We start from the raw sequence: 17,612 nt of genomic DNA, 5'->3' as shown, positions 1-17,612 counted from the left end.
CCTGCGACGCATGACGGACCACCCTTCCGACCTGGTGGCGGCACTGGCCGAGCGCGGGCTGACCGTCGCCACCGCGGAGTCGCTCACCGGAGGCCAGGTCGCCGCCGCGCTCACCGGCGTCCCCGGATCCTCGAAGGTGTACGCCGGCGGCGTGGTCACCTACGCGACCCGGGCGAAGGTCTCGGTGCTGGGCGTCCCGGAGGTGCTGGTCGACGAGCACGGCGTCGTGAGCGGCGAGTGCGCCGCGGCGATGGCCGAGGGGGCACGGCAGCTGCTGGACACCGACATCGCGGTCAGCACGACCGGGGTGGCGGGGCCCGAGGAGCAGGAGGGCAAGCCGGTGGGGACCGTCTTCGTGGGCGTCGCGTCCTCGTCGGGGACCACTGTCAGCGAGCTGTCGCTGTCCGGTGACCGGGTCTCGATCCAGCAGCAGGTCGTCGACGCGGCGGTCGGTGCGGTGCTCGATCATCTCGGAGACGGGTGAGTCCTGCTCCGGAACATCCGGGCCTCGGGTAGCGTTGGCCCTCACAGCAGTTGTTGAGGGACCGATCGGTCGAGGGGAGACGATGATGGCGCTGTTCCGCGAGCGGCTCGGCGACGTGCTGCGTGGTCGCCGCACCGAGCTCGGTCTGACGCTGCGTCAGCTCTCCGCCCTGGCCCGGGTCAGCCTCGGCTACATCTCCGAGATCGAGCGCGGCCAGAAGGAGGCGAGCTCGGAGCTGCTCGCCTCGCTGTGCGACGCCCTCGACGTCCCGCTGTCGGTCGTCCTGCGCGACGTCGCTGACGCGGTCGCGATCGAGGAGGCCGCCTCGCTGCCCACCCCGATCAACCCGCGCATCCCCGCAGCGGTGGTGGCCTCCGCCGCATGATCGCGGCGGCGTGATCGCCGTCTCGGAACGATCCGGCGCTCGTCGTACGTTCTCCTGACATGCACAGCCACTTCAACGGACTCAAGACCGCCGGCCTGCTCGCCGGGATCTTCGCCCTGCTGCTGGCGGTGGGTGGCGCGATCTCCGGCGCGACCGGCAACTCCGCGTTCATCTGGCTCTTCGCGCTCATCGGCCTCGGCACGACCGCGTACGGCTACTGGAACTCCGACAAGATCGCCATCCGGGCGATGCGCGCCTACCCGGTCACGGAGGCGCAGCAGCCGGCGATGTACCGCATCGTGCGCGAGCTCTCCGCCACCGCCGGGCAGCCGATGCCCGCGCTGTTCGTGTCGCCGACCCAGGCGCCCAACGCCTTCGCGACCGGCCGCAACCCGCAGCACGCCGCGGTCTGCTGCACCGAGGGCATCCTCGGCCTGCTCGACGAGCGCGAGCTGCGCGGGGTGCTCGGCCACGAGCTGATGCACGTCTACAACCGCGACATCCTGACCTCCTCCGTCGCGGCCGCGATCGCCGGCGTCATCACCTCGGTCGCGCAGATGATGATGTTCGCCTCGATGTTCGGCGGCGGCAGCGACGACGAGGACCGCCCCAACCCGCTGGTCCTCATCCTGATGTCGCTGCTCGCCCCCATCGCCGCCTCGGTGATCCAGATGGCGATCAGCCGCACCCGCGAGTACGACGCCGACGAGGACGGCTCCACGCTCACCGGCGACCCGCTCGCGCTCGCCTCTGCGCTGCGCAAGCTGGAGTCGGGCACCGCCCGGGCACCGCTGGCCCCGACCCCACAGCTGCAGAACGCCGCCCACATGATGATCGCGAACCCGTTCCGGGCCAGGGACGTCTCGCGGCTGTTCTCCACCCACCCGCCCACCGAGGACCGGATCGCCCGGCTCGAGGCGATGGCGGGCCGGGCTCGCTGACCCGCGAAGCGTCACCTCTGCACCCGCGAAGCGTCACGACTGCACCCGCGAAGCGTCACATGTGCAGCCTTTGCGGGCATGCAGAGGTGACGTCTCGAGGGTGCAGTCGTGACGCCTCGGGCGTGCAGAGGTGACGCCTCGGTCAGGAGCGCAGCCGGAGCCCGCGAGGTGTCGCGACGAACCCCGCCGCTCCGAGCGCCTCGCGCAGCGGGGTGGAGCTGCCGAGCAGCGGGGCGCCGTCGGCCTTCTCGACGGTGAGCCGGCCCAGGTTGCCGCGGCGTACCGCCGTGGACAGGGCCTCGGCCGCGGGGGCCAGCAGGTCGGGCACCTCGGACCAGGTCAGGAGCGTACGGCCGCCGCGCTCGACGTACAGGACCAGCTCGCCGTCGACGAGGACGACGAGGGCGCCGGCCTTGCGGCCGGGGCGGTGCCCCTCGGTCGAGACCGGCCAGGGGAGGGCGGCGCCGTAGGGGTTGGCCGGGTCGGTCGCGGCGAGGGCGACGGCGACGGGCTTGTCGCCGACCGCGGTGTGAGTGCGCAGCCGGTCGACCGCGCCCGGGGTCGCGAACTGCGCGGCGCCGAGGCCCTCGACGAAGTAGCCGCGGCGGCAGCGGCCGGAGTCCTCGAACGCGGTCAGCACCCGGTAGACCGACGCGAACCCGCCCGGCACGCCCTCGCTCGTCACCGCCCCGCGCGTGACCACGCCGTGCCGGTCGAGCAGCCGCTCCGCGGTCGCGTGGGCGCGCCGGGTCGGGTCGGCATCGACCGGCGGCAGGAGCGACCAGCGGCCTGCGGTCTCGGGCGGTCCGGTGCGGCTGACCCGCCCCGGACGGGCGGTCGTGCGCCGGCTGCGGTGGGTCGCGGAGCCGTTGCGGGTGAGGGCGCGCAGCGGCGTGAGGGTGTCGTTGGTGACGCGCCCGGCCCAGACCAGGGCCCACAGCGCGGCACTGAGCGAGGCGTCATCGGGCGACTCGTCGCCGGCGGCCCGTGACGCGACTGCCACCTGGTCGCTGAGCTGCCGGAAGAACCACGCGCCGCCGGGCGACAGCGCGTCGACGATCCGCTGCTGCAGCGCGCCCTCGACCGGCTGCGGCTCGGGCAGGGTGAGCGCCGCCTGGTCGGCGAGGTGGAGCGAGACCCACCCGTCGGCACCGGCCAGCGCGCCGTGGCCGGTCCAGATCACCTCGCCGGTCGCCGTCAGCTCGTCGAGGTACGCCGGCTCGAAGTCGCGCACCCGCGCCCCCAGCACCAGCGACTCCAGTGCGCTCGCGGGCACCGGTACGCCGGCCAGCTGCTCCACCGCGGCGACCACGCCGTCGATGCCGCGCAGCGCACCCGACCCGGTCGAGACCCGCTGCCAGGACAGCGCGAAGCGGGCCAGCGTGGCGGGCGGGACCGGCTCGATCTCGTGCCGCAGCCGGGCGAGCGAGCGACGCCGCAGCCGGCGCAGCACCTCGGCGTCGCACCACTCCAGGCTGTCGGCCGACGCGGTCGGCCGGAACTCGCCCGACACCACCCGGCCCTGTCCCTCGAGCCGCTGCAGCGTGTGCCGCACCACCGCGACGCCCAGCCCGAGTCGGGCACCGACCTCGCCGACGAGGAAGGGGCCGTGGGTGCGGGCATAGCGCCCCACCAGGTCGGCGAGCGGATCGTCGACGGGCTCGGTGAACGCGGCCGGCACCCCGGGCGGCACGGGCACGCCGAGGCCGTCGCGGAGGCGGGCCACGTCCTCGACGACGGCCCACGCCTCGCCGTACGGCATCCGCACCTTGACCACGCGCCGGGCCGCGGCCAGGCCGGTGAGCAGGTCGAGGTCTAGGTCGTCGACGGACCTGGCGGCGATCTCGGAGGACGTGAGCGGACCGAGCAGCCGGAGCAGGTCAACCACTCCCTCGGCGTCCCGCGCCCGCCGATCGGCAGCGGTGCGCTGCAGCTCCGCCTCCACCTCGTCGAGCACGGCGGGATCGAGCAGCTCGCGCAGCTCGGCACGGCCCAGCAGCTCGGCCAGCAGCCCCTGGTCCAGGGTCAGCGCGGCGGCGCGGCGCTCGGCGATGGGGGAGTCGCCCTCGTAGAGGTACTGGGCGACGTACCCGAAGAGCAGGGTGCGCGCGAAGGGCGACGGCTGCACCGTCTCGACCTCGGCGACCGTGACCTCGCGGGAGTCGATCCGGCGCAGCAGCGTGGTCAGCCCGGGCAGGTCGTAGACGTCGTTGAGGCACTCGCGCACCGTCTCGAGCAGGATCGGGAAGGCCGGGTAGCGCGCGGCCACCTGGAGCAGCGCCGCCGCCCGCTGTCGCTGCTGCCACAGCGGCGAGCGGCGGCCGGGGTCGCGCCGCGGCAGCAGCAGCGCCCGTGCAGCGCTCTCCCGGAAGCGCGAGGCGAAGAGGGCGGAGCCGCCCACCTCCCGGGTGACGATCTCGGCGATCTCGTCCGCATCGAACACCACCAGGTCGGCACCGGGCGGCGCGGCGTCGGTGTCGGGGATGCGGATCACGATGCCGTCGTCGGCGGCGAGCGCCTGCCCGTCCACACCGTAGCGCTCGTGCAGGCGGGCGTTGATCGCCAGGGCCCACGGGCCGTGGACGGCCTGGCCGTAGGGGGAGTGCACGACGAGCCGCCAGTCGCCGAGCTCGTCGCGGAACCGCTCCACGACCAGGGTGCTGTCGGTGGGCAGCTGGCGGGTCGCCTCGGTCTGCTCGCGCAGGTAGGCGACCAGGTTGGCCGCCGCGTACTCGTCGAGGCCCTCGGCCCGCACCCGCTCGATCGCCTGTGCGTCAGGGATGGCTCCCAGCTCGCGGGTGAAGGATCCGATGGCCTCGCCGAGCTCGGCGGGGCGGCCGGGGTTGTCGCCCTTCCAGAACGGCAGCCGGGCAGGTACGCCGGGGGCCGGCGTCACGATCACCCGGTCGTGGGTGATGTCCTCGATCCGCCAGCTCGTCGCGCCCAGGGCGAACACGTCGCCGACACGGCTCTCGTAGACCATCTCCTCGTCCAGCTCGCCGACCCGGCGCCCGACACCCTCGCCGGCGATGAACACCCCGAACAGCCCGCGGTCGGGGATCGTGCCGCCGCTGGTGACCGCGAGCCGCTGCGCACCGGGCCGGCCGGTGATCCGCCCGGTGACGCGGTCCCAGGTGATGCGCGGGCGGAGCTCGGCGAACTCGTCGCTCGGATAGCGCCCGGCCAGCAGATCCAGCACCGCCTCGTACGCCGAGCGGGGGAGTGCGGCGTACGGAGCGGCCCGACGGACGGTCTCGAACAGCTCCTCGACGTCCCACTCGTCGACGGCCGTCGCCGCGACGATCTGCTGGGCCAGTACGTCGAGAGGGTTGGCCGGGATGCGCAACGACTCGATGTCCCCGGACCGCATCCGGCTGACCGACACCGCCGCCGGGACCAGGTCGCCGCGGTGCTGGGGGAAGAACACCCCGCGCGAGACCTCGCCGACCTGGTGGCCGGCGCGCCCGACCCGCTGCAGCGCGCTCGCCACGCTCGGCGGCGACGCGATCTGGACGACGCGGTCGACCGCGCCCATGTCGATGCCGAGCTCGAGGCTGCTGGTCGCCACGACGGCGGGCAGGCGCCCGGACTTCAGATCGTCCTCGACCAGCGCGCGCTGCTCCTTGGACACCGAGCCGTGGTGGGTGCGGGCCAGCAGCGGCGCCGAGCCGGCGGAGGCCCCCGACTGGGCCATCACCTGCGCCGGGGCCGTCACGCCGTCGGCCGACTCACCGGAGGCGATCTCGTTGAGGCGCGCGGTCAGCCGCTCCGCCGTACGGCGGCCGTTGGTGAACACGATCGTCGAGCGGCTCTCGCCGATCAGGTCGGCCACCCGCTGCTCGACGTGCGGCCAGATGCTGGGGCGCAGGGCCGGACCGTCCAGCTCCTCCTCGATCTCGCTCTGCCGGGGCAGCGCGGTCATGTCCTCGACCGGCACCTCGACCCGCAGGTCCCACTGCTTGCTGGCCGGGGGAGCGACGATCTCGACCGGCTCGGGACCACCGAGGAACCGCGCGACCTCCTCGGTCGGCCGCACGGTCGCGGACAGCCCGATCCGCTGGGCGGGCGCCGGCAGCAGGGCGTCGAGTCGGGCCAGGCTGAGTGCGAGGTGCGCGCCCCGCTTGGTGCCCGCGACGGCGTGGACCTCGTCGAGGATGACCGCCTCGACGCCGCGCAGCGTCTCACGCGCCTGACTGGTCAGGATCAGGAACAGCGACTCCGGCGTGGTGATGAGGATGTCCGGCGGTCGGGTGGCCAGCGCTCGGCGCTCGTTGGCCGGAGTGTCCCCGGACCGTACGCCGACGGAGAGCTCGGGCAGCTCCGGCAGCCCCAGCCGCGCTGCGGTCTGGCGGATGCCGGCCAGCGGCGCGCGCAGGTTGCGCTCCACGTCGACGGCGAGGGCCTTGAGCGGGCTGACGTAGAGCACGCGGGTGCGGTGCTTGCGCTCGGCCGGCGGCGGGGTGGTCAGCAGCCGGTCGATGCCGGCCAGGAACGCGCTGAGCGTCTTGCCCGACCCGGTGGGCGCGACGACGAGCGTGTGCCGGCCCTGGGCGATCGAGCGCCACGCCCCCGCCTGGGCAGGTGTCGGCTCGGCGAACGCCGCGCCGAACCAGGCACGCGTCGCCTCGCTGAAGCCCGCCAGGGCGTCGTCCTCGACCACCCGCCCATCCTCGCGCACGGCACCGACAACCCACCGATGACGGGGCGCCCAGTTGCCCGCACGCGACGCGACGGTGACACTGACCTGCGTGGGGTGGGAGATCGGGCCGACCGGGGAGGTCCTGCGGCGGCGTCGGAAGCGGCGCTGGCCGCTGCACCTGGCCGTGCACGGCACGCTGCTCGCCATCGCCCTGACCGCGTGGTTCCTGCGGCCGCACCACGCCCCGGTCTTCCCGGACATCCAGCTGGCGCCGATCGCACCGATGCCGGACCTCACCGCCGCCCGCGGCCCGTGCGCGCGCCCTCCGGCCCGGCCGTTCGTGCCGGCGTCGATCACGGTGGCCGGCCGCACTCAGGCCGTCCACCCGGTCGCCCGCACCGCGGACGGGGTGATGGGTGTCCTGCCCGACACTGACAAGACCGAGTTCGCGACCGACGAGGGCGGCGTGCGGGCCGCCGCGCGACACGGGCGGGTGCTGCTCAACACCCACACCTGGCCGGACGGTACGGCGATGGGCAACAGCCTGCTCGCCCGGCTGCACGTGGGCGACCGCCTCGTCCTCAAGGCGCACCGACGCGTCGCCTGCTACCGCGTGGTGTCGCGCGAGGAGGTCCTGGCCAGCGCCGGCTACCCGGGCTGGGACCGCAGGACCGGCCGGCCGCAGGCCGTCATCGTGGTCTGCTCCGGCACCCGGCTGGGCCCGGGGGACTGGACCCACCGGACCCTGTGGTTCGCCGACCCCTACTTCGGGGGCAGGGTCCCGGCGTACCCGACGCCGCGACCGACCCACTCCTGAAGCGCCGCGTCGTCGGTGATCGCGTCGTCGGCGACGCGCAGCCACCCGGTCATCGTCCGGCCGCGCATCTCCATCGGCTCGGCCTCGGTCGTCTGGATCAGCTCGTCGCCCTCGTCGGGGTCGACGCGCACCATCAGGCCGCCCTGGCCGCTCGCCGCGACGGCCATGTTGCCGCCGATCAGGAACGCCAGGCCGCCGAACATCCTCTTCTCGCTGAGCCCGGGCTCACCCTCGACCAGGTCGCGGATGCGGCCGGCCAGCACCTCGTCGTACGCCATGAGATGCAGGGTACGGCGAGGCGCGGACAGTCAGCCCGGACCAGCCCCGCTCAGGCCTGCCAGTGCGGGTCGCGGCCGATGAAGCCGAGGAACCGGTCCTGCGCCGATGCGTCGGCGGGCACCTCCACCCGCGCTCCGAACTGGTCGCCCTGGCGCAGCGCCGCGTCCATGGGCTCCATGGCGGTGAGGGCGGCCGCGCAACGGTCCTCGTCGAGGTCGAAGTCGTGGCCGAGGGCCTTGGCGAGGTCCCAGGAGTGCATCCAGACGTCGTTGGTGTAGAACCGGTCGATCGCCGCCCCGATCGTCATCGTGCCGAACATCGGGCTCTCGAAGGTCTCCTCGGAGCGTCGCTCCAGGACGTCCTGCACCTCGTCGCAGCGGTGCCGCCAGGCGTGCTCGAGATGGTCGAGGTCGACCGGCTCGAGGGTCACCCGGGCGCGCTCGAGGAACCCCGGCAGCCACTCGATCAGGTGCGCGACGACGTCGCGGGCGGTCCAGCCGGCGCACGGCGAGGGGTTGTCCCAGTCGCCGTGGTGCGCGGACTCGACGAGATGGGTGAAGCGGGCGGCGTCGTACGCGTGCTGCTCGGCGGGAGTCATGCCACCCATCCTGCCGTGCTCAGGCCGGCTCTGCGAGCAGGCGGTCGAGGGCGGCGTACCCCTCGTTGACGCCGACCTCCATGCCGGAGGCGAGCATCGCGTCGCGGGCCTCGATCGACTCGACCACCGAGGTGATCTCCAGCCGGGTGCGTCCGCCGGGCAGGTCGGTGAGCACGAGCGTCTCGAGGCTGACGGCCTCGGGCATCTCCTCGAAGCCGAAGGTCTGCACGATCCGCTTGTTCTCCTCGACGCGGTGGAAGGAGCCGTAGAAGTGCGCGATCTCCTCGCCCTCGCGCACGGCGGTGTAGCGGTACTCGCCGCCGGTGCGCACGTCCCAGGTCTCGAAGACGCAGCTCAGGCTGTCCGGGCCGAGCCATTGCGCCATCAGGTCGGGGTCGACGTGGGCGCGGTAGACGCGCTCGCGCGGGGCGTCGAACTCGCGGACGATGCGGACGACGGGGAGGTCCGGGACGGCCTCGATCGTGGTCTCGTGGGTCGTGGTGGTCATGACGCTGCTCCTTGGTGTGCTGTCGGTTTGTCGGTCCGCTGGTCGCCCTCGTCCTCGCCCATCCGGGCCAGCAGGTCGTCGAGGCGGCGGTAGCGCTGCTCGGCCTCGCGCCGGTAGCGCTCGATCCACTTCGTCATCAGGTCGAACACCTCCGCATCCAGGTGGACGTGGCGTTGCCGCCCCTCCCGCGTCCGCGTCACCACGCCGGCGTCCTCCAGCACCCCGAGGTGCTTGGAGACGGCCTGGAGCGAGATCTCGTACGGCGCCGCGAGCTCGCCCACCGTCGCGTCGCCGCCGGCCGCGAGCCGGGCGACCAGGTCGCGGCGGGTCGGGTCGGCGAGGGCCGCGAAGGCCCGGGACAGGGGATCGGATTGCTCAACCACAAGGTTGAGTGAACTCCGTCGCCACGCCGTTGTCAACCATCCGGTTGAACGTTTCTGGCGGCCCGTTCCGGGCTGTCGGTGGCGTGCGACAGGATCTGCTCGTGACCACCGCCGCCGATCCGGCCGACGTCCCCGTCGCGCCGATCGCCCCCACCCTCGCCGATGCCGACGCGCCCACCGGCATCTCCGTCCTCCAGGGCACGGCCCTCACCCTGGCCGCGGTGCTCGGCACCGGCGTCATCTCGCTGCCGGCCCTCGCCGACCGCGCCGCCGGCCCGGCCTCGCTGCTGGCCTGGGCCGCGCTGCTGCTGATCTCGGTCCCGCTCGCGGCCACCTTCGCCGCGCTGGGCGCGCGGCACCCGGACGGCGGCGGGGTGTCGACGTACGCGCGGCTCGCGTTCGGCGAGCGGGCCGCCAGCCTGGTCGGCTGGGCGTTCTTCGTGGCGATCCCGATCGGCGCTCCGGTGGCGGCGGGCTTCGCGGCGTCGTACGTCGCCGACGCGGTCGGTGGCGGGCGGCGGACCGAGGTCCTCGTGACGGTCGCGGTGATCCTGCTCGTGACGGTGATGAACTGGTTCGGCATCCAGCTGTCCGCCCGGGTCCAGGTCGGCATCGCCGCGGTGATCGCGACCCTGCTGCTGGCCGCGATCGTGGTCTCGCTGCCGCGTGCCGACGGCGCGAACCTCACGCCCTTCCTCACCCACGGCTGGTCGGGCGTGGGCTCGGCGGCGGCCCTGCTCGTGTGGGCCTTCGCGGGGTGGGAGATCGTCAGCTCGCTGTCGGCCGAGTACGCGCACCCCGCGCGCGACATCGCCCGCGCCACCTCGATCACCCTCGGCGTCGTCACCGTGCTCTACCTGGGCATCGCCTTCGTGACCGTCGCGGTGCTCGGCGAGCACGCCGGCCGGGCGCCACTGGCCGACCTGCTCTCCGGGGCCGTGGGCGGCTGGGCGCGGCCGGTCACCACCGTCATCGCGGTGCTGCTGACGGTCGGTGCGATCAACGCCTACTTCGCCGGCGCCTCGCGGCTCGGCGCCGCCCTGTCCCTGGCCGGCGCCATGCCCGCCTGGCTGGGGTCCGACCTGCGCGCGGGCGCGACCACACCCCGCCGGGCGCTGCTGGTCGTGGCCACCGGCGGCCTGGCCGTGACCGTCGGCGAGGCGCTGCTGGGCCGCCCCACCGACGCCACCCTGCTCGTCACCACCGGCACCTTCGCGCTCGTGTACGTCGTCGGCACGGCCGCAGCCGTCCGGCTGCTGCCCACCGGCTGGCCGCGCGCGGCCGCCGTGGTCTCGTTCGCGGCCTCGGTCGGCCTGGTGCTGCTGACCGGGCTGCCGGTCCTGGTGCCGATCGCCAGCGGTCTGGCCGGGGTCGGCTGGATGGCGTGGCGAGGTCGGCGCGACCTCAGTCGCGGTAGAGCGGCGGCCTGATCTCGGTGGCCGGTCCCCGGCGGTAGTGGGTCGGCCCCTCGCCCGGGACCGGCACCACGAAGCCGTCGGTGCCGAGCACCATCCGCTGGAACGAGCGCAGCTCCGGCGGCGTGCCCCACACGGCGGCGTACACCTGGCGCAGCTCGGGGAGCGTGAACGGCTCGCTGACGAACTCGCCGGCCAGGGTCGTGTACTCCAGCTTGGCCCGGACCCGCTCGAGCGCGTCGGCCAGGATCTCGGCGTGGTCGAAGGCCAGGTCGGGGAGGTCGTCGACGGCCCACCAGCGCGCGTCGGCGGCGTCGTCGCCGGCCTTCGGCTCGGGCAGGTCGGGGGCGAACGCGACGTGGGCGACCGAGACGGTGCGCATCCGCGGGTCGCGATCGGGCGCGGTGTAGGTCCGCAGCTGCTCGAGGTGGCCGGGGAACCTCTCCACGCCGGTCTCCTCGACGAGCTCGCGCCAGGCTGCGCTCTCCGCGTCCTCGTCGGGGTCGACGAACCCACCCGGCAGGGCCCACGAGCCCGCGTCGGGGTCCCGGGCGCGCTCGATGAGCAGGACCGACAGCCGGCCGTTGCGGATGGTGAACAGGGCGATGTCGACGACGACCGCGAACGGCGGGTACTTGGTGGTGTACATCAGCGCTCGACCTCCACACCGGCGGCCGCCAGGTCGCTCAGTGCGGCCTCGGAGGTCTCCGGTGCGACCCCGGCGTGCAGCCCCGCGAGCAGCCGTACGCCGAAGCCCGCGGCGCGCGCGTCGAGGGCGGTCGCGCGCACGCAGTAGTCGGTGGCGATCCCGGTGACGTCGACGTCGGTGACCCCGGCGTCGCGGAGCACGTCGGCGAGGCGCTCACCGCTCTCGGTGACCCCGTCGAAGGCGGAGTACGCCGGCACGCCCATCCCCTTGGTGATGTGGTGCGTGACGTCGCCGGTGTCCAGCTCCGGCGCGTACGCCGACCCGTGCTCGCCCGACACGCAGTGCACCGGCCAGGTGCTGGTGTAGTCGGGGTCGGTGCCCGGCGCGGCGAAGTGGCCGCCGTTGGTCTCGCCGTCCACGGGCGCATGGTGCCAGTCGCGGGAGGCCGCGATGACGGCGTACTCGGCCGCATGGACCGCGAGGTGCGCGGTGATGGCGGTGGCGACGTCCTTGCCGCCGGCCACGCCGAGGGAGCCGCCCTCGACGAAGTCGTTCTGCACGTCCACGACGATCAGGGCCTTGGTGGGCTGGCTCATCACTGCTCCTTGGGGTTGATCCGGTCGACGGTCAGGTAGGGCTCGCCCGCGGCGACGTCGCGGGCGGCGGGCGGGAGGGTGGCGAGGGCCGCGGCCGCGTGGTCGCGGATCTCGGCCAGGCTGGGCCGGTGCACGACCTCACCGGCCCGGACCAACGGGACCTGCGGCGACCGGCCGGGCAGCGGCTCGAGGGTGGTGTGCTCGGCGACCAGGGTCGTGCCGTCGTACTCGCGCAGCGCGTGCTTGTGCCCGCCCGCGGAGCCCTTGCCGGCGGCCTTCTTGGCCACCGGCCGCAGCTCGCCGCCGGGGGAGTCGCCCACCGCGACGAGCTTGTAGACCATGCTCGCGGTCGGGTGGCCCGACCCGGTGACCAGGCGGGTTCCGACGCCGTAGCCGTCGATCGGCGCGTCGCGCAGGGCGGTGATCACGAACTCGTCGAGGTCGCTGGTGACCACGATCCGGGTGCCGGTCGCGCCGAGCTCGTCGAGGAGGGCCCGCGCCTTCGCGGACTCCTCGGCCAGGTCGCCGGAGTCGATCCGGATCGCGCCGAGCTCCGGCCCGGCGACCTTCACGGCCGTCCGGATGCCCTCGGCGATGTCGTAGGTGTCGACGAGCAGGGTGGTGCCGACGCCGAGCGCCTCGACCTGGCTGCGGAAGGCCGACTCCTCGCTGGTGTGGGCGAGGGTGAAGGCGTGCGCGGCGGTGCCGACGGTCGGTACGCCGAAGCGCCGACCGGCCGCCAGGTTGCTGGTCGAGGCGAACCCGGCGAGGTACGCCGCCCGCGCGCTCGCCACCGCCGCCTCCTCGTGGGTACGCCGGCTGCCCATCTCGATCAGCGGCCGGCCCTCCGCCGCGTCGACCATCCGGGCGGCCGCGCTGGCGATGGCGGTGTCGTGGTTGAGCACGCTGAGGACGAGCGTCTCGAGCACGACGCACTCCCCGAGCGTGCCGGACACGGTGAGGACCGGGCTGCCGGGGAAGTAGAGGTCTCCCTCGGCGTACCCGTCGATGTCGCCACGGAAGCGGAAGCCGCGCAGGTAGTCGGCGGTGGCGGTGCCGATGGCACCCTCCGCGACCAGCCACTCGACCTCCTCGGAGGAGAACGTGAACTCCTCGACCAGCGGCAGCAGCCGGCCCAGGCCGCCGAGCATGCCGTAGCGGCGGCCCTCGGGCAGCCGGCGCGCGAACGCCTCGAAGACGGCCGGGTGGCCGGCGCTGCCGTCGCGCACCCAGGAGTCGAGCATGGTCAGCTCGTAGCGATCGGTGAACAGTCCGCTGCGGTCACTCACCCCCCTATTCTGCTCAGGTGGATGCGCGGGCTCGGGCAGAGGATGCCGCGACCGCCTACGAGCGGGGCCTCGCGTCCGACCCCGGGCGGCGCGGACGCGGCGCGTTCTACACCCCTCCGGCGCTGGTCGCCTGGGTCCTCGACCGGGCGCTCCCGCAGGAGGCGGGCCGGGTGCTCGATCCCGCCTGCGGGACCGGCCACTTCCTGGTCGCCGCCGCCGAGCGGGTCGGCGCGCGCGCCGTGTGGGGCAGCGACCTGGACGCCGAGGCGGTCGAGGTCGCCCGGGCCCGGTTGCACGCCCTCGACCCGTCGCTCACCGATGCCGACCTCTCCGAGCGCGTCCGGTACGCCGACGGCCTGACCTGCTGGGACGGGGAGGCGTTCGACGCGGTCGTCGGCAACCCGCCGTTCCTGGGGCAGCTGCGGCGGCGTACCGCCGGAGCCACGGGTGGCCTGGGCGCCTACACCGACACCAGCGCCGCCTTCCTGCACCGCTCCCTCGGTCTGGTCGGCGACGGCGGCACGGTCGCGCTGGTGCAGCCGCTCTCCGTGCTCGCCGCCCGCGACGCGGGCCCGGTGCGCGCGGAGGTCGCGGCGCGGGGAGCCGTCGTCGACTTCTGGTGCTCCGCCACCCCCGTCTTCGCCGACACCTCCGTGCTGACCTGCGTGCCGGTGGTCCGGGTCGGCGCGGGTGGGGGGCCGGGCCCGGACGACTGGGGCTCGCTCGCCGCCCCCACCTTCGCCATCCCCCCGGTCCACCTCGGTCGTCAGGTTGAGGGCGGCCCCAGGGCCGGTCACAACCTGACGACCCGGACGGTGGGGGACCTCGCCACCTGCACCGCCGACTTCCGCGATCAGTACTACGGCCTGGTCCCGCACGTCCGCGACGCGACCGACGGATTGCGCGACGACGAGGTCGCCCTCGTCACGACCGGCCTCATCGACCCGATGGTCTGCCGTTGGGGGAGCACCCCCACCCGCTTCGCGCGCCAGAGGTACGACGCTCCCGCGGTCCGCCCCGCCGACCTGCCCGAGCCGTTGCGGACGTGGGCGCGCACGCGGCTGGTCCCCAAGCTGCTCGTCGCCGGGCAGGGCCGGGTGATCGAGGCCGTCGCCGACCCCGCGGGCGAGCTGCTGCCGTCGGTGCCGGTGGTGTCCGTCGTACCCCACGAGCCGGCGGACCTCTGGCGGCTCCTCGCGGTCACCCTGGCTCCGCCGGTGGTCGCCCACGCGGCCGCGCGCTACCTCGGCACCGGCCTCACGCCCGGATCGGTGAAGGTGAGTGCCAAGCAGCTTGCCGCACTTCCGCTGCCCTCCGACGCGGACGCGTGGGACGAGGCCGCGGGACTCGCGGCGGGCGGTGCCGGCCTGGAGGAGATCGGCGCTGTGATGACCCACGCCTACGGCATCGACGACGCCGGACTCGTCGACTGGTGGTTGCGCCGCGCTGTCCGTGGCTCCCTCTAGTCTCGGAGGGGTGGACGCGATGATCGAGGCTCGGGGCCTGCGCAAGACCTTCGGCGAGGGCCAGCGGGCCTTCGAGGCGGTCAAGGGCATCGACGTCACGGTGCGCAAGGGCGAGGCGTTCGGCTTCCTCGGACCCAACGGCGCCGGCAAGTCCTCGACGATGCGGATGGTGGCCGCGGTGTCGCCGATCAGCGGCGGAGAGCTGCGCATCCTGGGCATGGATCCGTCGGTCGACGGTCCCGCGATCCGCGCGCGGATCGGCGTGTGTCCGCAGGAGGACACCCTCGACGCCGAGCTCAACGTGTTCGAGAACCTCTTCATCTACGGCCGCTACTTCGGCCTGTCGCGCGCCGTGGTGAAGGAGCGCGCCGAGGAGCTGCTGGAGTTCGCGAAGCTCACCGACCGGGCCAAGGACCGGGTGGAGGAGCTGTCCGGCGGCATGAAGCGACGACTGACGATCGCCCGCAGCCTGATCAACCGCCCCGACCTGCTCCTGCTCGACGAGCCGACCACCGGCCTGGACCCCCAGGCGCGCCACCTGCTATGGGACCAGCTGTTCCGGCTCAAGCAGGCCGGCGTCACCCTGGTCATCACCACCCACTACATGGACGAGGCCGAGCAGCTGTGCGACCGGCTCGTGGTCATGGACAAGGGCCTGATCGTCGCCGAGGGCACCCCGCTGGACCTGATCCGGCGCTACTCCACGCGCGAGGTCGCCGAGCTGCGCTTCCCCGTCGGCGAGGGCGCCGACGACAACGACGTCATCGCCGAGAAGATCGCCGACCTCGGCGACCGGCTGGAGGTCCTGCCCGACCGGATCCTGGTGTACGCCGAGGACGGCGAGGCCGTGCTCGCCGCGGCCCTCGAGCGGGGGCTCCGGCCGGTCGCCTCGCTGGTCCGGCGCTCCAGCCTCGAGGACGTGTTCCTCCGGCTGACCGGACGGACCCTGGTCGACTGATGACCTCGACCACCGGCGGGCTCCCGCTTCGCGACGGCGTGCTCCGCCAGGCCGACTACTGGGGCGTCCTCTGGCGGCGTACCTGGCGCGGCGTGCTCGCGACCTCGTTCCTCAGCCCGTTCCTCTACGTCCTGGCGATGGGCGTGCTGCTCGGCGGCTTCATCCACGTCGACCCGGCCCGGCTCGAGGGCGCCCACTCCTACCTGGCGTTCGTGGTGCCCGGCCTGATCGCGGCCCACGCCATGCAGCTGGCGGTCGGCGAGACGACGTACCCGGTGATGGGGATGATCAAGTGGCGCCCGACGTACCGCGCCATGTTCGCGACGCCGCTCGAGGCGCGCCACATCGTCGGCGCCCACCTCTCGACCGTCGCGCTGCACGTCGCGGCCGCGACTGGGATCTACTCGCTGGTGATGGCGCCGTTCGGCGTCTACGCGACCTGGTGGGGTGCGGTGCTCGCCTGGCTGACCCAGGTCGCTGTCGGGATGGCCTTCGCGGTCTGGGTCTACGGCCTGTCCACCCGGTTGCAGAACGAGGAGGGCTTCGGGCTGCTGTTCCGGCTCGGGGTCTTCCCGCTGTTCCTCTTCTCCGGGGCGTTCTTCCCCGTCGCGAACCTCGGCCACGTCGGTGCGGCCATCGCGCGGTGCACGCCGCTGTGGCAGGGCGTCAACCTGTCCCGGATGCTCACCCTCGACCACGTCACCTGGTGGGTCGCAGCGGTGAACGCCGCCGTGCTGGTGGGCCTGGTCGCGACCGGCTGGCGCTGGGCCGTCTCCGGCCTGGAGAGGCGGATGATCGCATGAGCATCCTGTCGCCGGGGGCGGTCGCGCAGCCTCTCGGCCCGCTCGCCGCGCTGCGGCTGCTGGTCTACCGCAACTACGTGGTCTACCGGCGCGCCTGGAAGCTGTTCCTCACCGGCTTCCTCGAGCCGTTCTTCTACCTGCTCTCGATCGGCATCGGCGTCGGGGCGCTCATCGGCGGCTTCGCCTTCCAGGGCCACCACGTCTCCTACAGCGCCTTCGTGGCGCCGGCGATGCTCGCGACCTCGGCGTTCAACGGCGCGCTCATCGACTCCTCCTACAACGTCTTCTTCAAGCTCAAGTACGTCAAGCTCTACGACCAGATGCTGTCGACGCCGCTCACGCCCGCCGACGTTGCGCGCGGCGAGATCGCCTGGGGACAGGTCCGTGGGGGCGCGTACGCCGCCGCCTTCCTGCTGGTCATGCTCGCGATGGGCCTGATCAGCTCGTGGTGGGCCGTGCTCGCGCTGCCGGCCGCGCTGCTGATCGGGTTCGCCACCAGCGCGGTGTGCATGGCGGCCACGACGTACATGCGCAGCTTCCAGGACTTCGACAAGATCACCCTGGTGCAGCTGCCGCTGTTCCTGTTCTCGGCCACGTTCTATCCGGTCACGACCTACCACGGCGCGCTGCGCTGGGTGGTCGAGGCGACGCCGCTCTACCGGGGCGTGGTGCTGTGCCGCGAGCTCACCCTCGGCACCCCCGGCTGGGCCTCGCTGGTGTCGGTGGTCTACCTGGTCGCGCTGGGCCTGGCCGGCTTCGCCGTCGTACGCCGCCGCCTGGAGACCCTGCTGCTGACCTGATCTCCCGGGTGGTTGGCAGGGAATCTCGTGTCGCACGGATCCTGCCGTCGACGATCCTGGGCGCATGACGATCGCACCCGACACCAAGGACTGGACCTGGGTCCTCGAGAAGGCCTGCCCCGAGTGCGGCTTCGACGCCGGGGCGGTCGACGTCGGCTCGATCGCCGCCGCGATCCGCGAGAACGCCGGCTTCTGGGCGAGCGCGCTCGCGCAGGACGGCGTCGAGCAGCGCCCCGAGCCGGGCGTGTGGTCGCCTGTCGAGTACGCCTGCCACGTGCGTGACGTGCACCGCGTCTTCGCCGAGCGCCTCGCGCTGATGCTCGCCGAGGAGAACCCGCTCTTCGCGAACTGGGACCAGGACGAGACGGCCGTCGCCGATCGCTACGACCTGCAGAGGGCGCCGGTCGTGGCGGCCGAGCTCGCCGTCGCGGCGGAGGCTGCCGCTGCGGCGTACGAGCGCGTGGTGGGGGAGCAGTGGCAGCGCCCCGGGCGCCGCAGCAACGGCAGCGTCTTCACCGTGACCACCCTGGGGCGCTACCACCTGCACGACGTCGTCCACCACCGCTGGGACCTGCGTCGGCTGTCCCTGTAACGATGGGGGC

18 protein-coding genes are annotated in these 17,612 nt (G+C 73.7%); 10 read left to right on the top strand and 8 right to left on the bottom strand.

Features of this window, described 5'->3' with window-relative positions; genetic code table 11:
* Positions 1 to 10 precede the first annotated feature (10 nt).
* From ACYU8V_RS06035 to htpX, 3 genes are all read left to right on the top strand, one after another.
* Complete coding sequence (locus ACYU8V_RS06035) at positions 11 to 484, top strand: CinA family protein (RefSeq protein WP_460845914.1); 474 nt, start codon at positions 11 to 13, stop codon at positions 482 to 484.
* 85 nt (positions 485 to 569) lie between these two features.
* On the top strand, positions 570 to 869 hold the full coding sequence (locus ACYU8V_RS06030; protein ID WP_460845913.1) for a helix-turn-helix domain-containing protein: 300 nt from the start codon (positions 570 to 572) through the stop codon (positions 867 to 869).
* A 59-nt stretch (positions 870 to 928) separates the two neighbouring features.
* Entirely contained in the window at positions 929 to 1,810 is an 882-nt protein-coding gene (htpX, locus tag ACYU8V_RS06025) for a zinc metalloprotease HtpX (RefSeq protein WP_460845911.1), read from the top strand.
* Positions 1,811 to 1,952: 142 nt separating this feature from the next.
* Here htpX and ACYU8V_RS06020 read toward each other — a convergent pair whose 3' ends face one another.
* Complete coding sequence (locus tag ACYU8V_RS06020; protein ID WP_460845910.1) at positions 1,953 to 6,470, bottom strand: ATP-dependent helicase; 4,518 nt, start codon at positions 6,468 to 6,470, stop codon at positions 1,953 to 1,955.
* 88 nt (positions 6,471 to 6,558) lie between these two features.
* Here ACYU8V_RS06020 and ACYU8V_RS06015 point away from each other — a divergent pair, with 88 nt between their 5' ends.
* Positions 6,559 to 7,266 (top strand): class F sortase, encoded by a 708-nt coding sequence (locus ACYU8V_RS06015; protein ID WP_460845909.1) that lies wholly within the window; start codon positions 6,559 to 6,561, stop codon positions 7,264 to 7,266.
* Here ACYU8V_RS06015 and ACYU8V_RS06010 read toward each other — a convergent pair.
* Genes ACYU8V_RS06010 through ACYU8V_RS05995 form a run of 4 tightly spaced genes read right to left on the bottom strand, consistent with a single transcriptional unit; the run spans position 7,212 to position 9,034 of the window.
* Positions 7,212 to 7,544, bottom strand: a complete 333-nt coding sequence (locus tag ACYU8V_RS06010; protein ID WP_460845908.1) for a TfoX/Sxy family protein — start codon at positions 7,542 to 7,544, stop codon at positions 7,212 to 7,214. The genes ACYU8V_RS06015 and ACYU8V_RS06010 overlap by 55 nt on opposite strands.
* A 50-nt stretch (positions 7,545 to 7,594) precedes the next feature.
* Entirely contained in the window at positions 7,595 to 8,143 is a 549-nt protein-coding gene (locus tag ACYU8V_RS06005; RefSeq protein ID WP_460845906.1) for a TIGR03086 family metal-binding protein, read from the bottom strand.
* 19 nt (positions 8,144 to 8,162) lie between these two features.
* On the bottom strand, positions 8,163 to 8,651 hold the full coding sequence (locus ACYU8V_RS06000; protein ID WP_460845905.1) for an SRPBCC family protein: 489 nt from the start codon (positions 8,649 to 8,651) through the stop codon (positions 8,163 to 8,165).
* On the bottom strand, positions 8,648 to 9,034 hold the full coding sequence (locus tag ACYU8V_RS05995; protein ID WP_460845904.1) for an ArsR/SmtB family transcription factor: 387 nt from the start codon (positions 9,032 to 9,034) through the stop codon (positions 8,648 to 8,650). The genes ACYU8V_RS06000 and ACYU8V_RS05995 overlap by 4 nt, the downstream gene beginning before the upstream one ends.
* 101 nt (positions 9,035 to 9,135) lie before the next feature.
* Between ACYU8V_RS05995 and ACYU8V_RS05990 the strand changes: the two genes are divergently transcribed.
* Positions 9,136 to 10,464: an APC family permease gene (locus ACYU8V_RS05990; protein ID WP_460845902.1), complete on the top strand. Its 1,329-nt coding sequence runs from the start codon at positions 9,136 to 9,138 to the stop codon at positions 10,462 to 10,464.
* Here the strand turns inward: ACYU8V_RS05990 and ACYU8V_RS05985 are convergent.
* Genes ACYU8V_RS05985 through ACYU8V_RS05975 form a run of 3 tightly spaced genes read right to left on the bottom strand, consistent with a single transcriptional unit; the run spans position 10,439 to position 12,983 of the window.
* Positions 10,439 to 11,098, bottom strand: coding sequence for an NUDIX hydrolase (locus tag ACYU8V_RS05985; protein ID WP_460845901.1), 660 nt, complete (start codon positions 11,096 to 11,098; stop codon positions 10,439 to 10,441). The two genes, ACYU8V_RS05990 and ACYU8V_RS05985, sit on opposite strands and share 26 nt — an antisense overlap.
* Positions 11,098 to 11,694: an isochorismatase family protein gene (locus ACYU8V_RS05980; protein ID WP_460845900.1), complete on the bottom strand. Its 597-nt coding sequence runs from the start codon at positions 11,692 to 11,694 to the stop codon at positions 11,098 to 11,100. The genes ACYU8V_RS05985 and ACYU8V_RS05980 overlap by 1 nt, the downstream gene beginning before the upstream one ends.
* The gene (locus ACYU8V_RS05975; RefSeq protein WP_460845899.1) at positions 11,694 to 12,983 is read right to left on the bottom strand and encodes a nicotinate phosphoribosyltransferase; all 1,290 of its coding nucleotides are present in this window, start codon (positions 12,981 to 12,983) and stop codon (positions 11,694 to 11,696) included. The genes ACYU8V_RS05980 and ACYU8V_RS05975 overlap by 1 nt, the downstream gene beginning before the upstream one ends.
* A 17-nt stretch (positions 12,984 to 13,000) precedes the next feature.
* On the opposite strand from ACYU8V_RS05975, the gene ACYU8V_RS05970 reads away from it, so the two are divergent.
* The 5 genes from ACYU8V_RS05970 to ACYU8V_RS05950 all read left to right on the top strand — a co-directional run bounded on the left by ACYU8V_RS05970 (position 13,001) and on the right by ACYU8V_RS05950 (position 17,602).
* Positions 13,001 to 14,449 (top strand): HsdM family class I SAM-dependent methyltransferase, encoded by a 1,449-nt coding sequence (locus ACYU8V_RS05970; protein ID WP_460845898.1) that lies wholly within the window; start codon positions 13,001 to 13,003, stop codon positions 14,447 to 14,449.
* A 19-nt stretch (positions 14,450 to 14,468) separates the two neighbouring features.
* Positions 14,469 to 15,407, top strand: coding sequence for an ABC transporter ATP-binding protein (locus tag ACYU8V_RS05965; RefSeq protein WP_460845999.1), 939 nt, complete (start codon positions 14,469 to 14,471; stop codon positions 15,405 to 15,407).
* On the top strand, positions 15,407 to 16,210 hold the full coding sequence (locus ACYU8V_RS05960) for an ABC transporter permease (protein ID WP_460845897.1): 804 nt from the start codon (positions 15,407 to 15,409) through the stop codon (positions 16,208 to 16,210). The genes ACYU8V_RS05965 and ACYU8V_RS05960 overlap by 1 nt, the downstream gene beginning before the upstream one ends.
* Positions 16,207 to 17,010 (top strand): ABC transporter permease, encoded by an 804-nt coding sequence (locus ACYU8V_RS05955; RefSeq protein ID WP_460845896.1) that lies wholly within the window; start codon positions 16,207 to 16,209, stop codon positions 17,008 to 17,010. Before ACYU8V_RS05960 ends, ACYU8V_RS05955 begins: the two co-directional genes overlap by 4 nt.
* Before the next feature lie 64 nt (positions 17,011 to 17,074).
* Entirely contained in the window at positions 17,075 to 17,602 is a 528-nt protein-coding gene (locus tag ACYU8V_RS05950) for a DinB family protein (protein ID WP_460845894.1), read from the top strand.
* Positions 17,603 to 17,612: the final 10 nt, after the last annotated feature.

It is taken from the genome of Nocardioides ultimimeridianus, from assembly GCF_054777895.1.
Note: the sequence above shows the minus strand (reverse complement) of the source record. Positions and strands in the feature narration are given on the sequence as shown.